The 19984-nt window shown below is 61.2% G+C and carries 14 protein-coding genes and 2 pseudogenes; 10 read left to right on the top strand and 6 right to left on the bottom strand.

Annotation, left to right across the window (positions count from 1 at the left end):
• Positions 1-29 precede the first annotated feature (29 nt).
• From VGE08_RS26260 to hsdR, 4 genes and pseudogenes are all read right to left on the bottom strand, one after another.
• Positions 30-560 (bottom strand): annotated as a pseudogene (locus VGE08_RS26260) (IS630 family transposase); the annotation flags it as partial.
• A complete protein-coding gene (locus tag VGE08_RS26475; RefSeq protein ID WP_414717443.1) occupies positions 560-1003 on the bottom strand; it encodes a winged helix-turn-helix domain-containing protein in 444 nt (147 codons plus the stop codon). The pseudogene VGE08_RS26260 and the gene VGE08_RS26475, both read right to left, overlap by 1 nt.
• A 105-nt stretch (positions 1004-1108) precedes the next feature.
• A pseudogene (locus tag VGE08_RS26255) lies at positions 1109-2483 on the bottom strand (N-6 DNA methylase); the annotation flags it as partial.
• A 3-nt stretch (positions 2484-2486) separates the two neighbouring features.
• A complete protein-coding gene (gene hsdR, locus VGE08_RS02805; RefSeq protein WP_331066335.1) occupies positions 2487-4922 on the bottom strand; it encodes an EcoAI/FtnUII family type I restriction enzme subunit R in 2436 nt (811 codons plus the stop codon).
• Positions 4923-5237: 315 nt separating this feature from the next.
• Here hsdR and VGE08_RS02800 point away from each other — a divergent pair, with 315 nt between their 5' ends.
• From VGE08_RS02800 to VGE08_RS02780, 5 genes are all read left to right on the top strand, one after another.
• Entirely contained in the window at positions 5238-6332 is a 1095-nt protein-coding gene (locus tag VGE08_RS02800) for a hypothetical protein (RefSeq protein ID WP_331066334.1), read from the top strand.
• 931 nt (positions 6333-7263) lie between these two features.
• Positions 7264-7875: an SAM-dependent methyltransferase gene (locus tag VGE08_RS02795; protein ID WP_331066333.1), complete on the top strand. Its 612-nt coding sequence runs from the start codon at positions 7264-7266 to the stop codon at positions 7873-7875.
• A gap of 170 nt (positions 7876-8045) precedes the next feature.
• Positions 8046-9410 (top strand): MGDG synthase family glycosyltransferase, encoded by a 1365-nt coding sequence (locus VGE08_RS02790; protein ID WP_331066332.1) that lies wholly within the window; start codon positions 8046-8048, stop codon positions 9408-9410.
• Positions 9407-9961, top strand: a complete 555-nt coding sequence (locus VGE08_RS02785; RefSeq protein ID WP_331066331.1) for a YkoP family protein — start codon at positions 9407-9409, stop codon at positions 9959-9961. The genes VGE08_RS02790 and VGE08_RS02785 overlap by 4 nt, the downstream gene beginning before the upstream one ends.
• 2 nt (positions 9962-9963) lie before the next feature.
• Positions 9964-10539: a polysaccharide deacetylase family protein gene (locus VGE08_RS02780; RefSeq protein ID WP_331066330.1), complete on the top strand. Its 576-nt coding sequence runs from the start codon at positions 9964-9966 to the stop codon at positions 10537-10539.
• Positions 10540-10566: 27 nt separating this feature from the next.
• On the opposite strand, the gene VGE08_RS02775 is transcribed toward VGE08_RS02780, so the two are convergent.
• Positions 10567-11295, bottom strand: a complete 729-nt coding sequence (locus VGE08_RS02775; protein WP_331066329.1) for a glutathione S-transferase family protein — start codon at positions 11293-11295, stop codon at positions 10567-10569.
• A gap of 274 nt (positions 11296-11569) precedes the next feature.
• Between VGE08_RS02775 and VGE08_RS02770 the strand changes: the two genes are divergently transcribed.
• A complete protein-coding gene (locus VGE08_RS02770; protein ID WP_331066328.1) occupies positions 11570-14203 on the top strand; it encodes a putative bifunctional diguanylate cyclase/phosphodiesterase in 2634 nt (877 codons plus the stop codon).
• A gap of 84 nt (positions 14204-14287) precedes the next feature.
• Positions 14288-16060, top strand: coding sequence for an AI-2E family transporter (locus VGE08_RS02765; protein ID WP_331066327.1), 1773 nt, complete (start codon positions 14288-14290; stop codon positions 16058-16060).
• On the opposite strand, the gene VGE08_RS02760 is transcribed toward VGE08_RS02765, so the two are convergent.
• On the bottom strand, positions 16061-18079 hold the full coding sequence (locus VGE08_RS02760) for a lytic transglycosylase domain-containing protein (RefSeq protein ID WP_331066326.1): 2019 nt from the start codon (positions 18077-18079) through the stop codon (positions 16061-16063).
• Between the two features lie 166 nt (positions 18080-18245).
• Between VGE08_RS02760 and VGE08_RS02755 the strand changes: the two genes are divergently transcribed.
• From VGE08_RS02755 to VGE08_RS02745, 3 genes are all read left to right on the top strand, one after another.
• The gene (locus tag VGE08_RS02755) at positions 18246-18764 is read left to right on the top strand and encodes an MgtC/SapB family protein (RefSeq protein WP_331066325.1); all 519 of its coding nucleotides are present in this window, start codon (positions 18246-18248) and stop codon (positions 18762-18764) included.
• Between the two features lie 104 nt (positions 18765-18868).
• Positions 18869-19432: a methylated-DNA--[protein]-cysteine S-methyltransferase gene (locus tag VGE08_RS02750; protein ID WP_331066324.1), complete on the top strand. Its 564-nt coding sequence runs from the start codon at positions 18869-18871 to the stop codon at positions 19430-19432.
• 217 nt (positions 19433-19649) lie between these two features.
• Positions 19650-19984 (top strand): DUF4136 domain-containing protein (locus VGE08_RS02745; protein WP_331066323.1); only part of this gene is annotated, 335 nt, incomplete at its 3' end.

The raw sequence follows: 19984 nt of genomic DNA, 5'->3' as shown, positions 1-19984 counted from the left end.
TATTGAGAATCACTTAAATGGGTGACAGCTCAGAACAGCTCGGCCTGTTTCCAGAACGCAGTGACCAGCGTGCAGCGACGCTGCATCGATCGCAGTCTGGAACTGGCGTGTTGCTTCAGATGGGTGAGATCTTTGGCGCAGAAGTTCGGCATCGCGTGCGATTTCAGATAGGCCCAGATGTATTCCACTGGATTGAGTTCGGGAGCGTATGCAGGCAGGTACTCCAACGCGATCGCACCGCGCTGAGCCTCGACGAAGCTCTTGACGAGTTTCGATCGATGCGCCTGCAGTCGATCCCAGATGATCAATATCTTCCGGCCGATCGTGGCCGAGAGCGCCTTCAGGAATTCAACGATTTGCGGACTTTTGATCGACCCGGGGAACAGACGAAAGTAGAAGCGATGCACGCTCACCCCGGCAATCGCGGAGAGCTGCTTCCAGCTGAAGCTGTACTGCAGGATCGGGGTCTGGCCTTTGGGAGCCCATGTGGATGCGCGGCAGGGACGTTCCGACAATCCCGACTCATCGATAAAAACGATGAGCCGGCCCTGTCGCGCAGCTATTTTTTTAGCTCCGGCCACCTCTTCTTTTTCCAGGTGGTAATCGCCCGCTCGTCGCGCTGGCGCGCCTGCCCGGAGGGCCGCTGCACACTCCAGCCCATCTGCTCGCGTAGTACTCGCCACACTGAACCACTCGGCATACGCACGCCGAACTTCTCGGCGATCAGTTCGGCTATGCGCGGTGTGGTCCAAATGTCCGTGGCGTACCCGGCCGCCAATGCACCTTGCTTCAGGTACCGCGCCAGTTCCTTCAGCTGCGCATCGCTCAAGCGGCGCGGCCGACCACGCCGCCCGACCTGCGCAATCTCTGCTAACCCTTTGATTGCTAACGCGCGCTGCCATCGCATCACCGACTGGCGCGACACGCCGGTCAATCGTGCCACTTCCGCCGGACGTTTGCCGGCCTTGAGCAGCCGTGCGCCCTTGACCCGGCGGCGCTTCATCTCCTGCATTCGCTGTGTGTCGTTCATCGAGGCCCCGTATCAGAACATTCGGGGCCCTTGGACAGCAAGATGCAGAAAAAGTGTCACTTATTTTCGTGATTCTCAATAGTAGAGCTTGTGGGTCGCCAAGGTCATCATCGCTTCGGTGCGGGTTCTTGATGTCCAGATTATAGCCGCGAGCCTTCACTTCTTCGGCAGACGCTTTCCACGCCAGCGGAGTCTCTTCGCGTCCCTTTCGCTTCGCGCCGCCCCACCAATCAATGCAAGGCTGCAGGTGCTCGAAGCGAATGGGCTTCGTCATCGAATACGCCTTCTGACCTGCGGGCACCTGATGCTCGTAGAACCAGATCTCCTTTGTCGGCGATCCCTTCTCGAAGAACAGAAGGTTCGTACCGATCGACGCATACGGTTTGAACACGGAGTTCGGCAGGCGAACGATCGTGTGGAGATTGCATTCCTCCATTAGATGTTCCTTAAGGCGTGTCTTCACGCCTTCGCCGAACAGCGAGCCATCGGGCAGGACAACTGCGGCGCGGCCGCCGGGCCTCAGTAGTCGAACGATCAGCGCGAGGAATAGGTCGGCAGTCTCCTTCGTGCGGAAATGCTGTGGGAAGTTGGATTCGATCCCGTCCTCTTCACGCCCGCCGAAAGGCGGATTCGTAAGCACGATGTCCACGCGTTCTTTCTGCTCCCACGAGATGTACGGGCGCGCGAGTGTGTTGTCGTGACGGACAAAGCTCGGATCCTCGATGCCATGCAACAGCATGTTCGTCACACAAAGCATGTGTGGAAGCTGCTTCTTCTCCACCGCACGTAGTGCGTCCTGCATCGCCCGTTCTTGTTGTGGCTTCTTCACATACTTGTCGCGCATGTGACGAATGGCGCAGGTCAGAAAGCCGCCCGTGCCACATGCGGGATCGAACAGCGTTTCGCCGGGATGCGGATCGATGCGATCAACCATGAAGGCGGTGACGGCGCGCGGTGTGTAGTACTCACCCGCGTTCCCGGCCGACTGCAAGTCATTGAGGATCTGTTCGTAGATGTCGCCGAAGTGCTGGCGCTCGGAAAGATCGTTGAAGTCGATGCCATTGATCTTGTTGATGACCTGCCGCATCAACTGGCCCGACTTCATGTAGTTGTAGGCGTCCTCGAATACATCTCTGACGACGCGGCGCCGGTCGCCGGCCTTGTTCGAAACAGATAGCGTCTTCAGGGCCGGGAACAGCTCGCCGTTGATGAAGGTCAGCAGTTCCTCGCCTGTGATTCCCTCGGGGTCCGCGGCCCAGGTGCGCCACTGGTACTTCCTCGGAATCGGTGACTTGTACTCCTTGCGGGTGAGCTCAAACTCCTGGTCCTGGTCGTCGATGATCTTGAGGAAGAACATCCAGCAGAGCTGGCTGATGCGCTGGGCGTCGCCATCGACGCCAGAGTCCTGGCGCATGATGTCTTGAATGGACTTGACAATATTTCGAACGGACATTTCTTAAGCGATATCTCGATAGAGGGCAGATTGGAGCTCGCGAACGGCTTGGTCATACCCGTCCTTGCTTCCAAATGACTTGATGATTTGAACAACACTACCCATGGTGCTGAGGGGAGGGATTCTCAGGACATTGGTATCGTCGAGATTGAGCACGCCTTCATCGGCGTACTTGGCAAGCAGCGCGTCGAGCACTGAGCGTGCCTGCGGGCTGTACTTCGTGAACACGTCTCGTTTCTTCACGTTTTCTGCCCGCTCGCGACGGGTCAGCGGCTTGCGGTCGAAGGCGATGTGGCAGATCAGGTCGAAGGGATCCAGGTCCTTGCCGAGCTCCTCCGCCACCGTGTCGAGTTCAAGGCCTTCGGCGGCGAGTTCTTCAACGATGGCCTGCTTGCGTTGCGCGGCCTTCCAGCGCTTGAGGAAGTCATCAAGGCTGGCAAAGTGGCTACGCAGTGCTTTTTTGGTGTAATCACGCAGACTCTCTGTGATCAGCTTGCCGTGTTCGTCCAGGTACTCGACACGCTCGGCAAGGATTCTTGCTGGCACGCCATCGACATAGATCTTTTTCTGCTTTTCGCCATTGGTGGTGCCGCCGGGCGGAACGCACGGGTCGATCAGAACCGTACCGCCGGGCTCCCCGGGGAGATCTTCTTCGCCAGGTTCAGGCACCGGAGGGTCGATCGGCTGATCGGGACCGGGGGTGTAGATCTGTACAGGTTCACCATCGAAGTCCGGATCGGCGAAGTGATTGGTCGCGCCGCGAAAGTCGATGAGAGTGAAGTAGTACTTGTGAGTGTCTTCGTGAACGCGCGTGCCGCGGCCGACGATCTGCTTGAACTCGGTCATGGAGCCGACTTCACGGTCGATCACGATGAGCCGGCAGGTCTGGGCATCGACTCCGGTTGAAAGCAGGCGCGACGTGGTGACCAACACCGGGTAGCGAGATTCAGGGTCGATGAAATTGCCGAGCTGGGCCTGACCTTCGTTATCACTGCCCGTGATACGCATGACATACCGGCTGTTTTCGGCATACAAGTCGCCATTCTCGTTGATCAGCGCCTGCCGCATACGCGCGGCATGCTCCTGGTCCACGCAGAAGACAATAGTCTTTTGGAATCGATCACCGCTTTCCTTAAGGAACTCTGTCACCTTCCTTGCTACGAGTTTCGTGCGTTCGTCCAGTACGAGCGTGCGGTCGAAGTCCTTCTGGTTGTAGATACGGTCCTCGATTTCTTCGCCGTCGCGATCAACCTGCCCCTTCTGCGGCCGATAGCCTTCGATGTCGCGATCGATGTGAACTTTCACCACCTTGTACGGCGCCAGGAAGCCGTCTCGAATGCCTTGCTTCAGTGAATACGAGTACACGGGTTCGCCGAAGTAGTTGATATTGGAAACGTACTCCGTCTCTTTCGGCGTTGCAGTGAGGCCGATCTGCGTAGCGCTGGAGAAGTGATCGAGGATTTCGCGCCAGGCAGAATCGTCGGCAGCGCTGCCGCGGTGGCACTCGTCGATGACGATCAGATCGAAGAAGTCGGGTGAGAATTCTCGGAAGAGCTTCTGGCGCTCTTCGGGCCCCGTGATGGCCTGATAAAGGCCAAGGTAGATCTCGTAGGCCGTGTCGATGCGGCGCTTCTTGTCGAGAGCCAGGGTCACGTCGATCTTCGAACCGTCGTCACGTTCGATGGTTTTGGACCGTGTGGACAGCTTCGCCATTGCCGAGCCAAACGGACGGAAGTCATTCACCATCGTCTGGTCGATCAGCACATTGCGGTCAGCCAGGAAAAGGATTCGTTTGGCCCGACCGGCTTTCCACAGGCGCCAGATGATCTGAAAAGCCGTGTAGGTCTTGCCGGTCCCCGTCGCCATTACCAGCAGGACGCGATCGCGCCCCTTGGCGATGGCCTCCATCGCGGCATTGATGGCATTGACCTGGTAGTAGCGCGGCGACTTACCGCTGCCGTCGTCAAAGTAGTCCTGCAGAACCACTTTTTCCGCTGCTGGTGTCAGGCCCTTCCATTTGCTGTAACGGGCCCACAGCTCATCGGGTGAGGGGAAGGCCTCCAAAGCGAGATTCGTCTCGATCGTGCCGTCAGTCACGGTGCGATCATGGAAGACAAAGCCATCGCCGTTGGAGGAGAACACAAACGGGATGTCGAGCGTAGTCGCGTACTCGAGCGCCTGCTGAATCCCGTCGCCGACGCTGTGCGAGTTGTCCTTGGCTTCGATGATTGCCAGCGGGATGTTCGGCTTGTAGTAGAGCAGGTAGTCCGCGCGCTTGGCCTTGCCGCGGCTGACCAGTTTGCCGCGCACGATGATCCGGCCTTTCGTGAAGCTGACTTCCTCACGGATCTGCAGCATCTCATCCCATCCGGCCTGGCGCAGGGCGGGCGTGATGAATTTCGTGCAGATGTCGCGTTCGCTGAGGTGGGACTTATTCATTTCGCCTCTGTCTCTGGCGCAACGACGTTGCGGGCGTCAGGCCGGGCGACCGGAAGTGTACTGAATAAATTATAGTTAGGGAAATCAAAGTCATAGCAATTGAGACGCGCGCCTCAGCGGCTATTTCGTGCCCACGTTACGATCCAGTCGTCGGAAATGCTATTTGGATCGCAGCCGGGATTGCCGCTGGTAGCGCCGCTGAAGGACCGCGCTTGCGACCGGTATTCGAGACTCGGGCACGGCAGTCGGTGAGGTTGGTGCAGTCGGCCTGCACCAAATTTGCTTCACGATAAGCAATAAAGGATACGAGCCTATATGCCTCTTGAACTGGCGCTCTGGCGCATCGATAACGGACTCAGCTCCATAACGCCCACAGTATTGAATCTTGAGTCGCGACTAGAGGATCTCCTCGATCGCGACATCGGCATTGCGGATCCGGGGTGGATGATCGTTGGACGCCAGATCGATACAGGGTTCGGGTCGCGTTTGGATCTCTTAGCGATCGATGCGTTGGGTAATCTTGTAGTGCTGGAACTCAAGCGTGATCAAACTCCACGCGAAGTTGTAGCCCAGGTCCTCGAATACGGAGCTTGGGTAAGCAAGCTTCGATCGGAAGATCTTCCCGTGATCTGGCGCAAGTATGTCGAGCGATATCACCCAGACAAAGACCAGCTCTCATTTGAGCAGGCCTTCTGCCGACGCTTCAATCAACGCGAGCTGCCGGAGGATTTAAATCAATCGCATCAGCTTGTCGTTGTTGCATCCCAATTCGATGCTACCAGCGAGCGCATTGTTAACTACCTTGCCGAGGTTCATGGCGTAGCGATCAACGCCATTTTCTTCAGAGTGTTTGGCGATGATGAGCGCGAATATCTCGCGCGCGTCTGGATGCGAGATCCGATCGAGTCAACACTTGAAGCCGACTCGGGCGCACAGAAGAAGTGGAATGGAGAGTTCTACTGTTCTTTCGGGGGAGGTCGAAACTGGGAGGAGGCTAGGAAATACGGTTTCATCAGCGGTGGCGGTGGCAGGTTTTACAGTCAGACGTTGGCGCTTTTGAACGTTGGTGACCGCGTTTGGGTAAACATCCCCGGTACTGGGTACGTCGGGGTGGGGCGAGTTGAAGAGACCGTTGTGCCAGTTGAAGAGTTTTTGGTGCCGAATGCTGAAGGGCAACAGGTCCCGATTACTCAGATTCCTGATCTGGACATCGCTCAGTCCTTACCGAGTACAGTCGATGCAGAGAAGGCAGAGTACGTTGTCCGCATGCGATGGGATGTCACAGTGCCCACGAGCAAAGCGGTCAAGGAGCGCGGATTTTTTGGTGTACAGCACACTGTTGCTCGTCCGAAGGATGAGCGCTGGCAGTACACCGTTGATCGTTTAAAGAGTTGTTTCAGCGTGCCCTGAGTAAATGGGCAAATAGAAGACGGAACATCGATAGCGGCGATGGGCTGTGTGGTGCTGGTGACAACGTGGCCAGACTATGCTTTCCGGAAGTCATAGTTCGTCCGATTTCGGATCATTTATTCTGGCATGCATCACCCGCGCCGACGAAATGGTGGGCCCGGCAGGATTCGAACCTGCAACCAAGGGATTCACTTCTGCCCCGATGTTTCCAAAGGGAGTGGACTATCTCTTCACCCGCGGGTGAGCACATGAGTGCTCGCGCTCGGTGGGGTGCGGGACGCTCGAAGCCTGTTATCAAGGGCGCTTGCCGGGTCGCGCCGGGAGACCGAGTCTCGCCGGATCGAACCGAAGCCCTCAGGTAGTCTCTGCACCTTCCGGCGGTGTACCGCCGGCTTGGCTCAGGGTTGCCACGCCGTTCCCGTCACGAGGTCGGGGTAAGGCGGAAGGGTTCCCTGAATTCATCCCGTCCACTTCGTGGCTTTCGCGCACGAAGGCACCTTTTTTCGATGAGTCCCCTGCACTAACCGTTGTGCTACAGGCCCATATCGTATCGAGACGGATTCTAGCAGCCGGCCGGTCGCACAGCGAGTTGTCCGTTGCCCCCCCAGGCACAGGGATGTGCCCGCCGCGTCCGGCGGCGAGCGCAGGAAGAAAAGTCGCGCCTTTTCCTCTCTGCGCCCGCAGCGCGAGTGGCAGGATGCCCGAGTCGCTGCTTCAACCAGATATCCACAGAAGCGGTGGATAACTTCTGCATAACCGAGGCTTGACTTCGCGCATCTGCGGCGGATCATGGCCCGAGCGTTGGATTGGTCGTTCATTGATCAACACGGGCTCAATCCAATGCAACGGTTGCGGAGGGGGTCATTGTTCCCGGTCTGGAACGGTGGCACGCAAAAAAATCAAGGCGGCATCCAACACGGCGGGAGTCGCGATGGCGAACGCAGCAAGGGCAAAGTGTGCACTTGCGCTATCAGGACTATTACTGCTGGCGTCTGGGCATATCGTTGGGCAAATCGCCGGCGCCTCGGAGGCCGAACCCAGCCGGCCGGCTCGCAAGCTCGATGTCTGGTACGTCCCCACGCCGCACGAAGTGGTCAACCGGATGCTCGACGAGGCCAAGGTGCGGCCCACCGATATCGTGTATGACCTCGGTTGCGGCGACGGTCGCATGGTCATCGCCGCCGCCAAGCGGTACGGCACGCGCGGGGTGGGAGTGGATCTCGATCCGTCGCGCATCAAGGAAGCACGTGCGAATGCCAAAGCGGCCGGAGTCGAACAGCTCGTGACCTTCCGAGTCGGCGATATGTTCGAGACTGATATCCGCGAAGCGGACGTCTTGCTGCTGTATCTCCTGCCGGAACTGAATCGCCGTTTGAAGCCGAAATTGTTTGCCGAGCTCAAGCCCGGCGCGCGCGTCGTGTCGCACGACTTCGACATGGGGAAGGACTGGCCGCCGGATCGTGAGGTCAAGTTAGGTTCGGACGGCATATATATGTGGGTGATGCCGCCGCTGGCTGAACGGCCGGGGGCGGGGCAACAATGAAGTGATGGAGGGTGAACAATACGGGCGTGCGCAATCCGGAACTGACGACTAACATGGGGCATTCAACGGAGTAAATGTTCCTCGTACGTCCGGGTGCGCCCGGACATCGGACAAAAGGCATGCGCCTCGACCTACCTCGCTCAGCAGGCTCTCAGCAATCTCGAGAAGCGTTGGTATTTTCTGCTGACGATGAGCACGTCTCTCACAACGGCCCGCCGTTGCGGGTATTGCTGCTGACTTCCGGCTTGGGATTGGGGCATGTGCGCGCGGCACAGGCTGTAGCGGCGGCACTGCAGGATCGGGCGGAAGTCACTACGGTGGATTTCTGGTCCCTGATGAACGCCAGCGCGGCCCGCGCCATCCATGCGACTTACCTCGACCTGGTTCAAAACCATTCTGATTTGTATGAGCGTCTCTATCATCTGGAGGCGGTGACCTGGCGCCAGGTGCTGGAAAGCCGTTCGGGCCCGCCGCGCGAGGTGCTCGAAGTGTTGCAACTCATTGCGTCGGTCGCGATCAAGGAGGGGGCGAGCATCCCGCGGGGCGGGCGTTACGCATCCGACAAACTGCTCTATTCGTTGCTATGCACTTCGATGCCGTATGACGGTGACAGTCTCGCCGGCAATGGCGTGCGCGCACGGCTCGCGTTGTGGAAATTCACGTGGCTGCGGCTGATCCGCAGGTTGGAGCCCGCGATTCGCAAGTTCGCCCCCGACGTCATCGTCAGTACGCAGATGATTCCAGCCGCGATGGCGTCCTACTTGAAGGAACGCGGCAAGGTGCAGGCCTCCATGATCGGCGTGCTCACCGATTTTGGCGTGCACGATTTCTGGAAACAGCGCGGCATCGATCGGTATTGCGTCGCGCATCAATCGATCCTGGAGAGCGACACGCCGTCGACGTCGTCGCGCGCCGTCGTGACCGGTGTGCCATTGATGCCGGCTTTTGCGTTTCCTCCCTCGCAGTCGGAGGCGCGGCGGGAACTGAACATTCCCGAAGACGCGCAGGTCGTGCTGGTGCTGGGGGGCGGGCTGGGCATCAGCGTGGACACGGCGGCGGTGTCGCTGCTGCAGCGGCCGGCGTCGACGCACGTCATCGTCATGCCCGGCAAGAACAACAAGGCGCGGGCCACGTTGGATCAGCTAGCGGCAAAGCATCCGCAGCGCCTGAAGGTTTGCGACTGGACCGATCGCATGGATGTCTATCTGCGTGCCGCCGACATCGTCGTCGGCAAGCCCGGCGGTATCACGGTGGCCGAGGCGCTTGCGTGCGGGCGGCCCTTGTTGGCGACGCGGTCGCTCGGCGGGCAAGAAGGCTTCAACGTAGACTTCCTCACGCGCCATGAAGTGGGTGGATTGGTTGCGGATGGCGAGTTGCCGAATCGCGTGGACCAGCTACTCGGCGATCGCGAGGTGTTGCAGAATATGCAGCGTCGCGCCTGGCTGCTCGGGCAGCGCAATGGCGCGGCGAGGGTGGCGGAGCTCGCCCTCGATCTGGCATCCATCAATCGCGCAGTGGCTTCGCAATCTCGATGAGACTTCTGCATCGGCTCGCACAACGCGCGCTCGGCGTGGTCGACGCGTGGTACTACCGGCGTTACAAACTGCAAACGCTGGGCCCGGTGCTGTTCATCGGTCGGGCGCAATATCGCGGCCCCGAAATGCGGTTCGAGGACGGGACGCTGCTGCGTGACAACGATTACATCGGCCGGCTGCACTTCAACAACGCGAGTATCGCCGCACTGGGCGAAGGGTCGATGCATCGCGTCGGCTTCCGCTTCGCCAAGCTGATGCGCGAATCGCTGCGCAAGCTGGCTGAAGCCGCGCACAATGATCCGACCTTTGCCGATGTTCGGGTGTTCCAAGGAACGACCTGGATTCCGGCGCATGGCGAAGTCGTGGGATTTGTGAGCACGCCGTTGCCGAAGTCCTGGAAGACCAAGCTGCTGTCGCTGCACTTCAAGATGCTGATGTGGGTATTTGCGCCCGCCGCTCGTATCCGCAATCGGGAGCAGGCTGAGCCGCGATTGTATTGGCTCACTCGCGAGGCGCTGTCGCGCAATGTGGACAAGTTGAAGGTCGGCTAGCCGTGAGCACGGATCGGGTTTACCTCACATTCGACGATGGGCCGGATCCGGAATGGACGCCACGCGTGCTCGATGTGCTGGAGCAGGCGCATGTGAAGGCGACGTTCTTCGCGATCGGTCAGCATGCGCAGCGCGCGCCGGACCTCATGCGGCGGATTCATGCCGCCGGTCATGCGGTCGGCAATCATACATTCAGTCATCGCCATCCCTGGTTCATGTCGCAGCGAACGGCTCGGGCTCAGGTTCGTGATGGCGCGAATGCACTCAGTGACGTGCTCGGTGTCGCGCCGCGATTCTATCGTCCGCCGCATGGGCGCCAGCGCGCATGCATGAGCGATGAAGCACAGCGATGCGGAGAGCAGGTCGTGCTCTGGGATATCAGTGCGGTCGACTGGGGCCCGCTCGGTGCCGCCGAGGGCATCGCGAAGCGGTTGGACGCGGTAAAGAGCGGCGATGTGGTCCTGATGCACGATGGCCGCAATCAGCACAACCGGCCCGACCAGTTGTTACAGATCCTGCCGCTGTTCCTGCGCAAGTTGTCCGATCGTGGCTTGCAGCCAGCGCTGTTGCCGGCGTAGCCACCCGTTCCAGACGGCCGAAAAACGCTACGCATCCAGCTCCGGATAGTGCCGGAACAAATCATCGTCATTGAACGCCAGGCGCCTGCCTGATTCCGCGTAGCGCTTGATGCGTGGCCGGTCGAACACGGCGTCGTGCAGCTTCGTCAGCCGTGGATACTTGCGGAGCGCCTTACCGGTCGCCTTGGGAAACGCGTAACGAAGGCCGGCGACCGCCTGCGCCAGCGACAAATCCGCATACGTGACGCGGTTGCCGACCAGCCAGGTGCCCGCGGTTCGATTGCGCGTGAGCACCTTCTCGAAATAGTTGAAGAATTTAGGTATGCGGTTTTCGCGGAAGTCCTTGGCGCGACGTTTGGCTTCGGGCTTCTGGTCCTTGTAATAAAGCCCGGCGGAAATCGGGTGATGGGTATCGTGTGCCTCCACCACCAGGTCGGCCACAGTCAATTGCAATTGATGTACCCACAGTTTGCCTGCCTCGTCTCGCGGTGCGAGCTTCAGTGGGCCACCGAGATACAGCAGGATGTTCGCCGTCTGCCCGATGAGCAGCTTGCCGGCCTTGAGAAAAGGCGGTGCAAAGGGAGGTCGCGGTACCCGTGGACCCTCGAGAAACTTGTTCAGGGCTGTCACACCACCGCCGCGGCTGTCGGGCTTCAGAGCAGTGTCGATGTATTCCGCGCCGCCTTCTTCCAGCGCCAGTCGGACGTATTCGCCGCGGCCCTGGATACCGGGCCAGTAGTAAAGCTCGTAGACCATGGTGATCTCCCATCGCCGATTCCGTGCACCGCCGCGGACAGTAACGTCCCCAACGTCAGCGAGTTCAACGCCGGCGAACCGGGATGAACGGCGCATAAGTTAAATGCTCCCGCGAGACCCAGTTTAGACTGCCGGCAAAGCGAGACTTGCTGCTCATTCCGATTGAGCCCCTACAGACCGGCGCACGACGGGGTGGCACATTGCCGCCTCTTTTCCTACCCCGTGACGGTTGATGCTTCGAGCTGGCGGCGACAAGATCGATTCCGGTAACGGAATGCCGAGCTTGGCCACCGCATTGGCGCGCCTGCGCCAATGGCGGCCGGGTATGGCCCTGCGCCTTGCCACCGGCTTTGCCGCCGTGGCGTTGACCGTCGTGGTTGCCAACATTTCAACCCAGCAGAGCACGCGGCAGGCGCAGGAGAAAGTTCGTCAGCTCCTGATCCAGCACGAACCGCTGGTGCGTGCCACCGAATCGCTCGCTGCGGCGGTCTCGATGTATGAGCGGACCGTCATCGATCAAAGCGAGAGCAGCGTTATCGCGCAGCAGCCAGTGAAGGCGGCGGTGCAGCGCATGACCGATGCCGCCAGGCAGTATCAAGAAGCCGCAGCGCATTTCCCCGAGCTCGACCGTCCCGCACCCGAGTTCGATGCCGAGCTCGCCAGTCTCGTAACTGCCGGGGATGAGCTGCTCCGAAGCAGCGTGACGCGCCGTTCGAGAATGCGCGACTACTGGCAGCGCTTCGAGGCGCTGGAGGCGAGCTTGAATGCGCCGCAAGCGAAAGCGGTGCGGTTCGCTGGCGCGGTATTCGCCAGCGAGAAACTGATGGACCTGACGCGCACGCTCGCTGGCATTCGAGAGCAGGTGAGTGCTGCAGCCAGCCTGTCATCGCCACGTTCCGCGCAACTCATCATTGCCAGCGAAAATGCCTTTCGCACCCGGCTGGAGCAGCATTCGTCCGAACTGGCCAAGCTGCACGGCCAGGAATGGCTCGCTCAAGTCAAAACCAAGTTCAACGCGGTGGTCGCCGGCCGTCGAGTTGCTTTCGAGAGCATCGAAACACTCAATGAACAATCGGTGATGTTTCGCGATCAAGCCGCCGCTATCGCCGGCTTGGTGGTGACGCAGTTGGTCGAGCCGGCGCGGCACGCCCTGGCCGATGCGGACCGCCTGGCCGTGCTCGCTTCCGATCGCGCCGATCGACACCTGGGCTGGGCCAGCTCGGCGACCTTGATTCTGCTGCTGATCATTGCAGTCGCTACCGTCACGGGTGTCACCGCGCCGGTGCGACGATTGACTCACGCGACCCGTCGACTCGCGGGCGGAGCGGTGGGTACGCGTGTCGCACGCGGCGGCATGCGTGAGCTGGATACACTCGCCGAAGCCTTCAATCAGATGGCCGAACAGCTGCAGCAGGCACAGAACGCGGTTCGCGTGCATCAGCTGGAGCTCGAAACAAGAGTCGTTGAACGCACGCGCGAGCTGAACCATCTGGCGCATCACGATCCGCTGACGGATCTGCCGAATCGCCGTCACCTGCTGGCGCATTTGGATGACGCCATCAGCCGCGCTCGGCTGCGCAGCTCGCGTTTCGCCTTGTTGTTCATCGACCTGGACAATTTCAAGACCATCAACGACAGCATGGGCCACGCTTTCGGTGACCGCGTGCTGCAGGTAGTGAGCGAGCGGTTGCGCATGAACAGCTTGTTCTCGCGTTCCTTCTGTGCGCGCCTGGGCGGTGACGAATTCACGGTTGTCTGCGAAGAAGTAAATCAGCTAGGGGACGTCGAGAGGTTGAGCCGTTCGGTGCTGGAGGAATTCCAGCGTTCGCTGAGCGTGCACGGTCGCGAGCTAAGGATCAGCGTCAGCGTCGGCGCGTGTATCTACCCGGATCACGCGTCCGACTCTCATGCACTTCTTCGTGCCGCCGATTCGGCGTTGTTTCGTGCCAAGGAACTGGGCCGCAATTGTGCGAGCATGTATGCACCGCAGCTGCTGGAAGCGGCGGCGTCGCGGTTCAAAGTCGAGCAGTCGTTACGGCGAGCCGTGGAGCGAGGCGAGTTCGAGCTGCTGTATCAACCCGAAGTCTGCTTCGAGTCATTGGACACTCACACGGTGGAGGCGTTGCTTCGCTGGCGACAGCCCGATGGCAATGTGGTGTCGCCCGCCGACTTCTTCGCGGTCGCGGAACAGACCGGCTTGATCGCCGATATCAGCGACTGGGCGTTGCGCACTGCCATTCAAACCGCGGCTGTCTGGCACCGCGGCCCCTGGCCGAAGGCGCGAGTGGCGGTGAATATTTCCTCGCAACAGCTCATCGGTGCGAGTTTTGTCAGCAGGCTGCAGTCGTTGCTCGATCAGTATCACCTGCCGCCACAATGCCTGGAGATCGAGCTGACCGAGAATGTGTTGCAGACCGGCGCGAACACCATCGCCACGCTGAAGCGCCTGCGCGAGCTGGGCGTCTTCATCGCGCTGGACGATTTCGGCACGGGCTACTCGTCGCTGACCTCGTTGGAGCGTCTGCCACTGACCAGAGTGAAGATCGACCGCAGTCTGGTGGCGACCATCGATACGGGTGGGCGCTCGTCCGCGATCGTGCGCTCGATCATTGGCTTGTGCCACAGCCTGGGTCTGCAAGTGACGGCCGAAGGTGTCGAACGGCCGGCGCAGCTGGGCACCTTGTTGACCGATCGCGGCGTGCAGGTGCAGGGATATCTCGTGTCGCACCCGATCAACGCGGCCACGGTGCCGGTGTTCATCGAGCAGGCTCGACACCATCTGGAACAACTCATGATAGCCGCTCCGGCGCCGCCCCAGCACGCCGAGACCAATACCACGCGTCTGCGTACCCTTCGGGCTTCCACTGCACGCGGCGCTCGAGCCGCCAGGCCCCCCGCCGACGAGTAGTGAGGAACCGGCGCCGGGCGTGCGGAGTTTCTGCACCGTCGTCCGCGAGTAGGCGCCCGCCCGAGAGCGCAGGGGCTGAATTGAGTGCCGCAGAATCCTCTTCCCGCACGCTTGAACGGTCCGTGGGTCTCGCTGCTCACGCTCGTGCTGGTGGTCGGCATTCTGGTCACTGGCAAGCAAGTGCTGTTGCCCCTGGCGCTGGGCGTCATCCTGGCGTTCGTGCTCACTCCGCTGGTTCGGTTGTTCGATCGGCTGCGCCTGCCGCGCTTTGCCGGTGTCGCCTTGACGATGGTGATGGCGTTGGGCGCCGTCGGTGGCGTCGGCTACGTGGTGTATGACCAGTTCGCCGAGCTGTCCGGCGAGATCAGCCAATACACCTCGTCGATGCGCAAGAAGGTGAGTCAGCTGCGCGTGGGCAATAACGCCGCCATCCGGCAGTTCACGCGCACCATGGATCGCGTGACCGAACAGTTCTACAACGATCCCGACGAGCGCAGAGCCCAGCCTGTGCGAGTCCTGCCTCCGAAATTGCCGCCGACGCAGCGGCTGCGCGAAATGTCGACGGCGGTATTCGAGCCGCTGGCCAGTGCGTTCATCGTGCTCGTGCTGGTGGCGTTTCTGCTCGGGCAACGAGAGGACTTGCGCGACCGTTTCATCCGCTTGATCGGCGCCGGCAATGTGACGATGACGACGCGGCTGATGAACGAGGCGGCGTCCCGTGTCAGCCAGTTCCTCGTCTGGCAAACGTTGATCAACATCGCCTTCGGCACGTTGGTCGCACTGGGCCTGTATTGGATCGGCGTTCCCTATGCGGCGTTATGGGGCGGCTTGACCGCGCTGCTACGGTTCGTGCCATACGTCGGCAGCATATTGTCGGCGCTGATGCCGGCAACGCTGGCGTTCGCGACGTTTCCAGGCTGGACCGAGACGTTACAGACGCTCGGCCTGTTCCTGGTTCTGGACCTGGTGACGGCGTACTTCGTCGAGCCGGTGCTGTTTGGTTATCGCACCGAAGTCTCGTCGTTCGCGCTGCTGATCTCGGCGTTGTTCTGGATCTGGGTGTGGGGGCCGGTGGGCTTGTTGCTGGCAACGCCGCTCACTGTGTGCATCGCCGTGCTCGGCCGGCACGTGCGGTCGTTGCGCTTCCTGGCGATCATTTTCGCGGACGAGCCCGCGCTTGCTCCGTATGTTCGTTTTTATCAACGCCTGCTGGCCCGCGACGAAGACGAAGCCGGCGTGCTGGTGACGCGCAAGCTGCAGGAGCTGGGGCCCATCAGCGTCATCGACCAGATACTGGTTCCGGCAGTGACGCTGGTCCAGCATCACCGCGATCAGAACGAGATTACCGAAGAGGACGCCACGTTCGTGCTGGACGTGATTGCCGAGACGGTCGAACAATTGCCCAGCACGGCGGACGCGACAGCGCCGGCTGCCAGCATCATCGGGTTGACGGTGCGCGCGCCGATCGACGAACTCGTTCTAGAGATGTTGCGAGCGGCTTATGGGCGGGAGCGTATCGCGCTGATGTCGCCGGAACTCTCCGCGGAAGAAGCCTTGCGTGCGGCGATTCGCGAAGCGCCGGCGTTGATTTGTATTGCCGCGGCGGGGTTGACGCGCGGCTCCGAACTTCGCAATTACTGCCGCCGCATTCGGGCAGCGCTGCCCGACGTGAAGATCGTCGTGTTGCGGCCGCAGCTTACGGACGACGAGATGCCGCGGTCCACCGAGCGCTTCCGCGAAGCGGGTGCGGACTGTCTGGTGCTGGGTGTGAACGAAGCGGTGGTCGCTATCGACAAACTGCTGCCGGCGACGACCGAAGCTCCCAGTCAGCCGCAGCCGGCAGCGGCGAGTGCATAGTCAGGTACCGCCTTCGGCCAGACCGAGCACGGCGGAGCTGGTCACCGGCGCAATGCGTGCGAGCCAGCTGTCGACCTTCTGAGGTTCGCCACTCTTCAGCCACGAGAACACTACGTTGTGCCAGAGGATGCGCTGCACGTAGTTGCGAGTCTCGTTATACGGAATGTTTTCGACCCAGATGTCCGGATCCAGCGATTCCGATGGTATCCAGCGCGCCGCCGCGTTGGGACCGGCGTTGTAACCCGCCAGTGCCACCAATGTCTGGCCACCGAAGCGATCTACCAACGTGCGCAGGTTGGCCGCGCCCAGCGGCACATTGATCGACGGCACGAACAGATCGCTCGCGGAAGGCTGCGGCCGCTTCCATTGCCTCGCGGTTCGCCGGGCCGTTTCGGGCAGCATCTGCAGCAGACCGCGTGCACCTGCGGATGACAGGGCATCGCGTCGATACAAGCTCTCCTGGCGCATGACGCTGTAGATGAGCTGCGGCGCCAGTCCCGTGAGCTTCGCGGCCGAAAAGACTTCGGTGTCGTATGGCTGCGGATACAACAGTTCGTAGTCGTTGAAGACTCGCTGCTGGGTTGCGGTCCCGATGGCTTGGTCGTACCAGCCCCATCGCGCGGCCAGATGGATGGCTTGCGTGCGTGCGGGCTCCGCCAGTTGCTGGAGGCCGAACGACCACTCGGTGTTCGCCTGGCTGCGCATGTCGCTCAACAACAGCTCGCGAGCGCGCACCATCGGCGGCAACTGTTCCATGCGCTCGACCTGCGACTGATCCAACACAAGCTTCTCCGGATGCGGCGCCAGCGGCCGGTCGAGGCGCGCGGCGGCCATGATGGAGTAGAAGTTGTCATCGAGCAGGACGGACTCGTACAACTGACGCGCGAGTTTGCGGTCGCCGCTCTTCTCGGTCGCGCGCGCAGTCCAGTAGCGCCAGCGTGCCTGCGAGCGCTGCTGATCCGGCATGGCGGCGATGATGTTGCCGACGAGTTTCCAATCCCCTGCCCACAGCGCCGCACGGGCATGCCATTCGCGAGCGCTGTCATCGAAATCCTGGGGCAGGACGCGCTTGAAGTAGCCGAGCGCTTCGGGCCGGCGATCCCAGGACAGCGCCAAAGCCAGCGCCAGCGCATACGGGCTCGCCGCTTCTTCGGTGAGCTTGCGAGCGCGCACGAAGCTGTCATAGCGGCGCAGAGCGCCGTCGCGATCGACGCGAGCGAGCCGCGTCCAGCCAGCAAGCTGAGCTTTGGGCTCGACTTGCAGCGCGGGCGACGCGATCAGCGCGTCGATCTGCTTTTGCGGATTTTCGAGCAGCGCTGCCCAGCGCAGCAGCGGCGCGGCCTTGTCAGCTGGCAACGAGGCGGCGATCTGCTTGGCGAAGCCTGGATTGTTGTTCTCGAGTGCTCGGCGCACCCGCTGCTCGACCAATGCGGGTGTCATGGCTTTCCGGCTGCGCATCCAATCGAACGGGCGTTCGCAGTCCGGCAGGCTGGTCGGTGTCAGCCATTGGCTCGCGATGTCGAGCTCCAGGTCTTCGGTCTGACCGAGCGCGATACGCGCGCTGAAGCTGTGACAACGCAACGCGTCGCTGGCCAGGTCGTCGCGATAGTGCTTCAGAAACGCTTGCCACTGCTGGCGCTTCGCCAGACTCGTCAGCCAGGCAACGCGCAGGTCGCGGCCGACCGGCTCGCGATCGTAGTACTCGACGAAGGTTTCGGCCTGCTGATCCGCGCTGCCCAGTTCATTCGTGGCTTCGCCGAGGGCGCGCTTGATCCGGGCGGCTTGCAGATACGGATACAGGGGATAGCGGCGCAGTGCCTCGCTATCGGCCTTTTCGTCAGTGGCCTGGGTGGTGGCGGCGGCATGGGCCTCTTTGAAGACCTGGCGCGTGTTCTTGAAGGGGTCCTTGGCGGCCAGCGCGGGGCCGCTGCTCAAGATCAGCAGGGCGAGCGCGAGCACCCTCGGTGTTGTCAGCTGGAAGCGATTCATGGACGCAGAGTAATGGCAAATGGCACGCATGACCATTGCGGTACCTGCTGCCGCGGGCCGACAGCCCACAGCGCATCGGCAGGAACCCTACGGTAGGGCGCAACGTTCCTGGTCAAGGTTCCTGACAGCGTCGTCGCGGCGACTGCTCGGGTGCAATGTTTCATATCTTCAGCCGGGTATCGTTCGAGGCAGGCCCATGAGCGGGGTCGAGGACCTGTTCGTCACGCTTGGCGGGTACCACACGGTGCTGCCGCCGCTCGAAGCCGTGTTGCGCGTCTTCATGGCCGTGATCGTGGGCAGCCTGATCGGGCTGGACCGCGAATTGCGGAAAAAGCCCGCGGGTCTGCGCACTCATATTTTGATTTCGCTGGCGGCGGCGTTGTTCACCTTGATCACGTTCGAGCTGCACCAGCAATTTGCAGTCGTGGGCGGCACCCGAACCGCCGACCCGGTGCGCATCATCGAGGCCGTCACCGCGGGCGTCGCGTTCCTGGCCGCGGGCGCGATCATACAAAGCCGTAGCGGCGTGCACGGGCTGACGACCGGCGCCAACATGTGGCTGGCCGGTGCGCTCGGTGTTGCGTGCGGTGCCGGCTATTACCTCATCGCCATCATTGGCACTGTGTTTGCGCTCATCGTGCTGGTGGTGCTCGCCAAGCTCGAGGCCCGCTTCAATCCCAAGTCGCCGGATGACGACGCCGGGCGCGGCGGTTAGCGGTTAGCGGATAGTGGTTGGTGGGTCAGGGCGGAACCGCTAACTGCCAACCGCTAACCGCCAACCGCTAACCGCCAACCGCTGGGCTGGTGTAACGTCGCGGCGTGAACGCGCCGACCCCTCAAACCGATGCAACGCCGCTTCGATCCGTAGACTGGTATGACTCGCCGGTCGGCCCGCTGATTGCCTGTGCAACGAACGAAGCGCTTCGCGGGCTGTCGTTTTGCGATCCCGATGAGCTGCCGGAGCGTCTGCGTGTGCTGCGGGAGCGCCATGCGGCCACGCTGCACGAAGGCAGCAACGCGGTGCTGGATCAGTTGCGGATAGAGCTGCGCGAGTATTTCGCCGGTCAGCGCCGTAATTTCACGGTGCCGCTAGGTGTTTTTGGGAATGGTTCGGGCAGTCCGTTTCAGGAACGTGTGTGGGCGGCGCTGTGCGAGATTCCCTATGGACAGACGTGGTCCTATCTGCAATTGGCAATTCACATCGGCGACGCGATGGCCACGCGGGCGGTGGGATATGCCAATGGCGCGAACCCGATCGCCATCGTCATTCCCTGTCATCGCGTCATCAACGCCGATGGCGGCGACGGCGGCTATGGCGGCGGACTCTGGCGCAAGCGCATCCTGCTCGACCTGGAGCGCGGGCAGGGCTCGTTGGCTTTGTAGCGAAGCTGTACGGCCGCTGAATCGATGTGCAGGTTTCAGCCGGGGTGCTTGTGGGCGGCGATTCAGCCGCCATATAAGTATTCCCGTCAAAGATTCAGCGAAGATCCGTCCAGGCTTCGATGTCAACGTTTGGTCATGAACATTTGGTAAGGCGCCGCGCAGGAACTCCCACGGTGGCCATTCGCCTAAACAAGTAAGCAGTACGAGGTAGTAGATCATGTCACTCAGAACAAATTTCGGGCGTGTGGCGGCGGCGTTTGCCTTTACCGCGGCGCTGTTCGTCGCCGGGTGCGCGACCACCAGCGGCCCCAAGACCCGGATCGACTACGACAGGTCGGCGGACTTTTCCGTGTATCGCACCTATGGGTTCCCCAAGGAGACCGGCACCGATCGCGGCGGCTATTCGACGCTGGTCACCAGCTACCTGAAGAGCGCCATGTCCGCGCAGATGGAAGCTCGCGGTTACAAGTACAGCGAGGATCATCCGGACCTGCTGGTGAATTTCTTCATGAACACGCGCGAGCGCACCGAGCTGCGCCCGGGCCCCAGCGC

The organism is Steroidobacter sp., from assembly GCF_036406195.1.
Lineage (GTDB): Bacteria > Pseudomonadota > Gammaproteobacteria > Steroidobacterales > Steroidobacteraceae > Steroidobacter.
This window is presented reverse-complemented; position numbering and strand designations above follow the sequence as displayed.

What these genes read in the sequence shown, in the direction of transcription:
- VGE08_RS02800 (WP_331066334.1), top strand. Translation starts at nt 5,238, where the DNA reads ATGCCTCTTGAACTGGCGCTCTGGCGCATCGATAACGGACTCAGCTCC.
- VGE08_RS02785 (WP_331066331.1), top strand. Translation starts at nt 9,407, where the DNA reads ATGAGACTTCTGCATCGGCTCGCACAACGCGCGCTCGGCGTGGTCGAC.
- VGE08_RS02775 (WP_331066329.1), bottom strand. Translation starts at nt 11,295, where the DNA reads ATGGTCTACGAGCTTTACTACTGGCCCGGTATCCAGGGCCGCGGCGAA.
- hsdR (WP_331066335.1), bottom strand. Translation starts at nt 4,922, where the DNA reads ATGAATAAGTCCCACCTCAGCGAACGCGACATCTGCACGAAATTCATC.
- VGE08_RS02755 (WP_331066325.1), top strand. Translation starts at nt 18,246, where the DNA reads ATGAGCGGGGTCGAGGACCTGTTCGTCACGCTTGGCGGGTACCACACG.
- VGE08_RS02795 (WP_331066333.1), top strand. Translation starts at nt 7,264, where the DNA reads ATGGCGAACGCAGCAAGGGCAAAGTGTGCACTTGCGCTATCAGGACTA.
- VGE08_RS26475 (WP_414717443.1), bottom strand. Translation starts at nt 1,003, where the DNA reads ATGAAGCGCCGCCGGGTCAAGGGCGCACGGCTGCTCAAGGCCGGCAAA.
- VGE08_RS02760 (WP_331066326.1), bottom strand. Translation starts at nt 18,079, where the DNA reads ATGCGTGCCATTTGCCATTACTCTGCGTCCATGAATCGCTTCCAGCTG.
- VGE08_RS02770 (WP_331066328.1), top strand. Translation starts at nt 11,570, where the DNA reads ATGCCGAGCTTGGCCACCGCATTGGCGCGCCTGCGCCAATGGCGGCCG.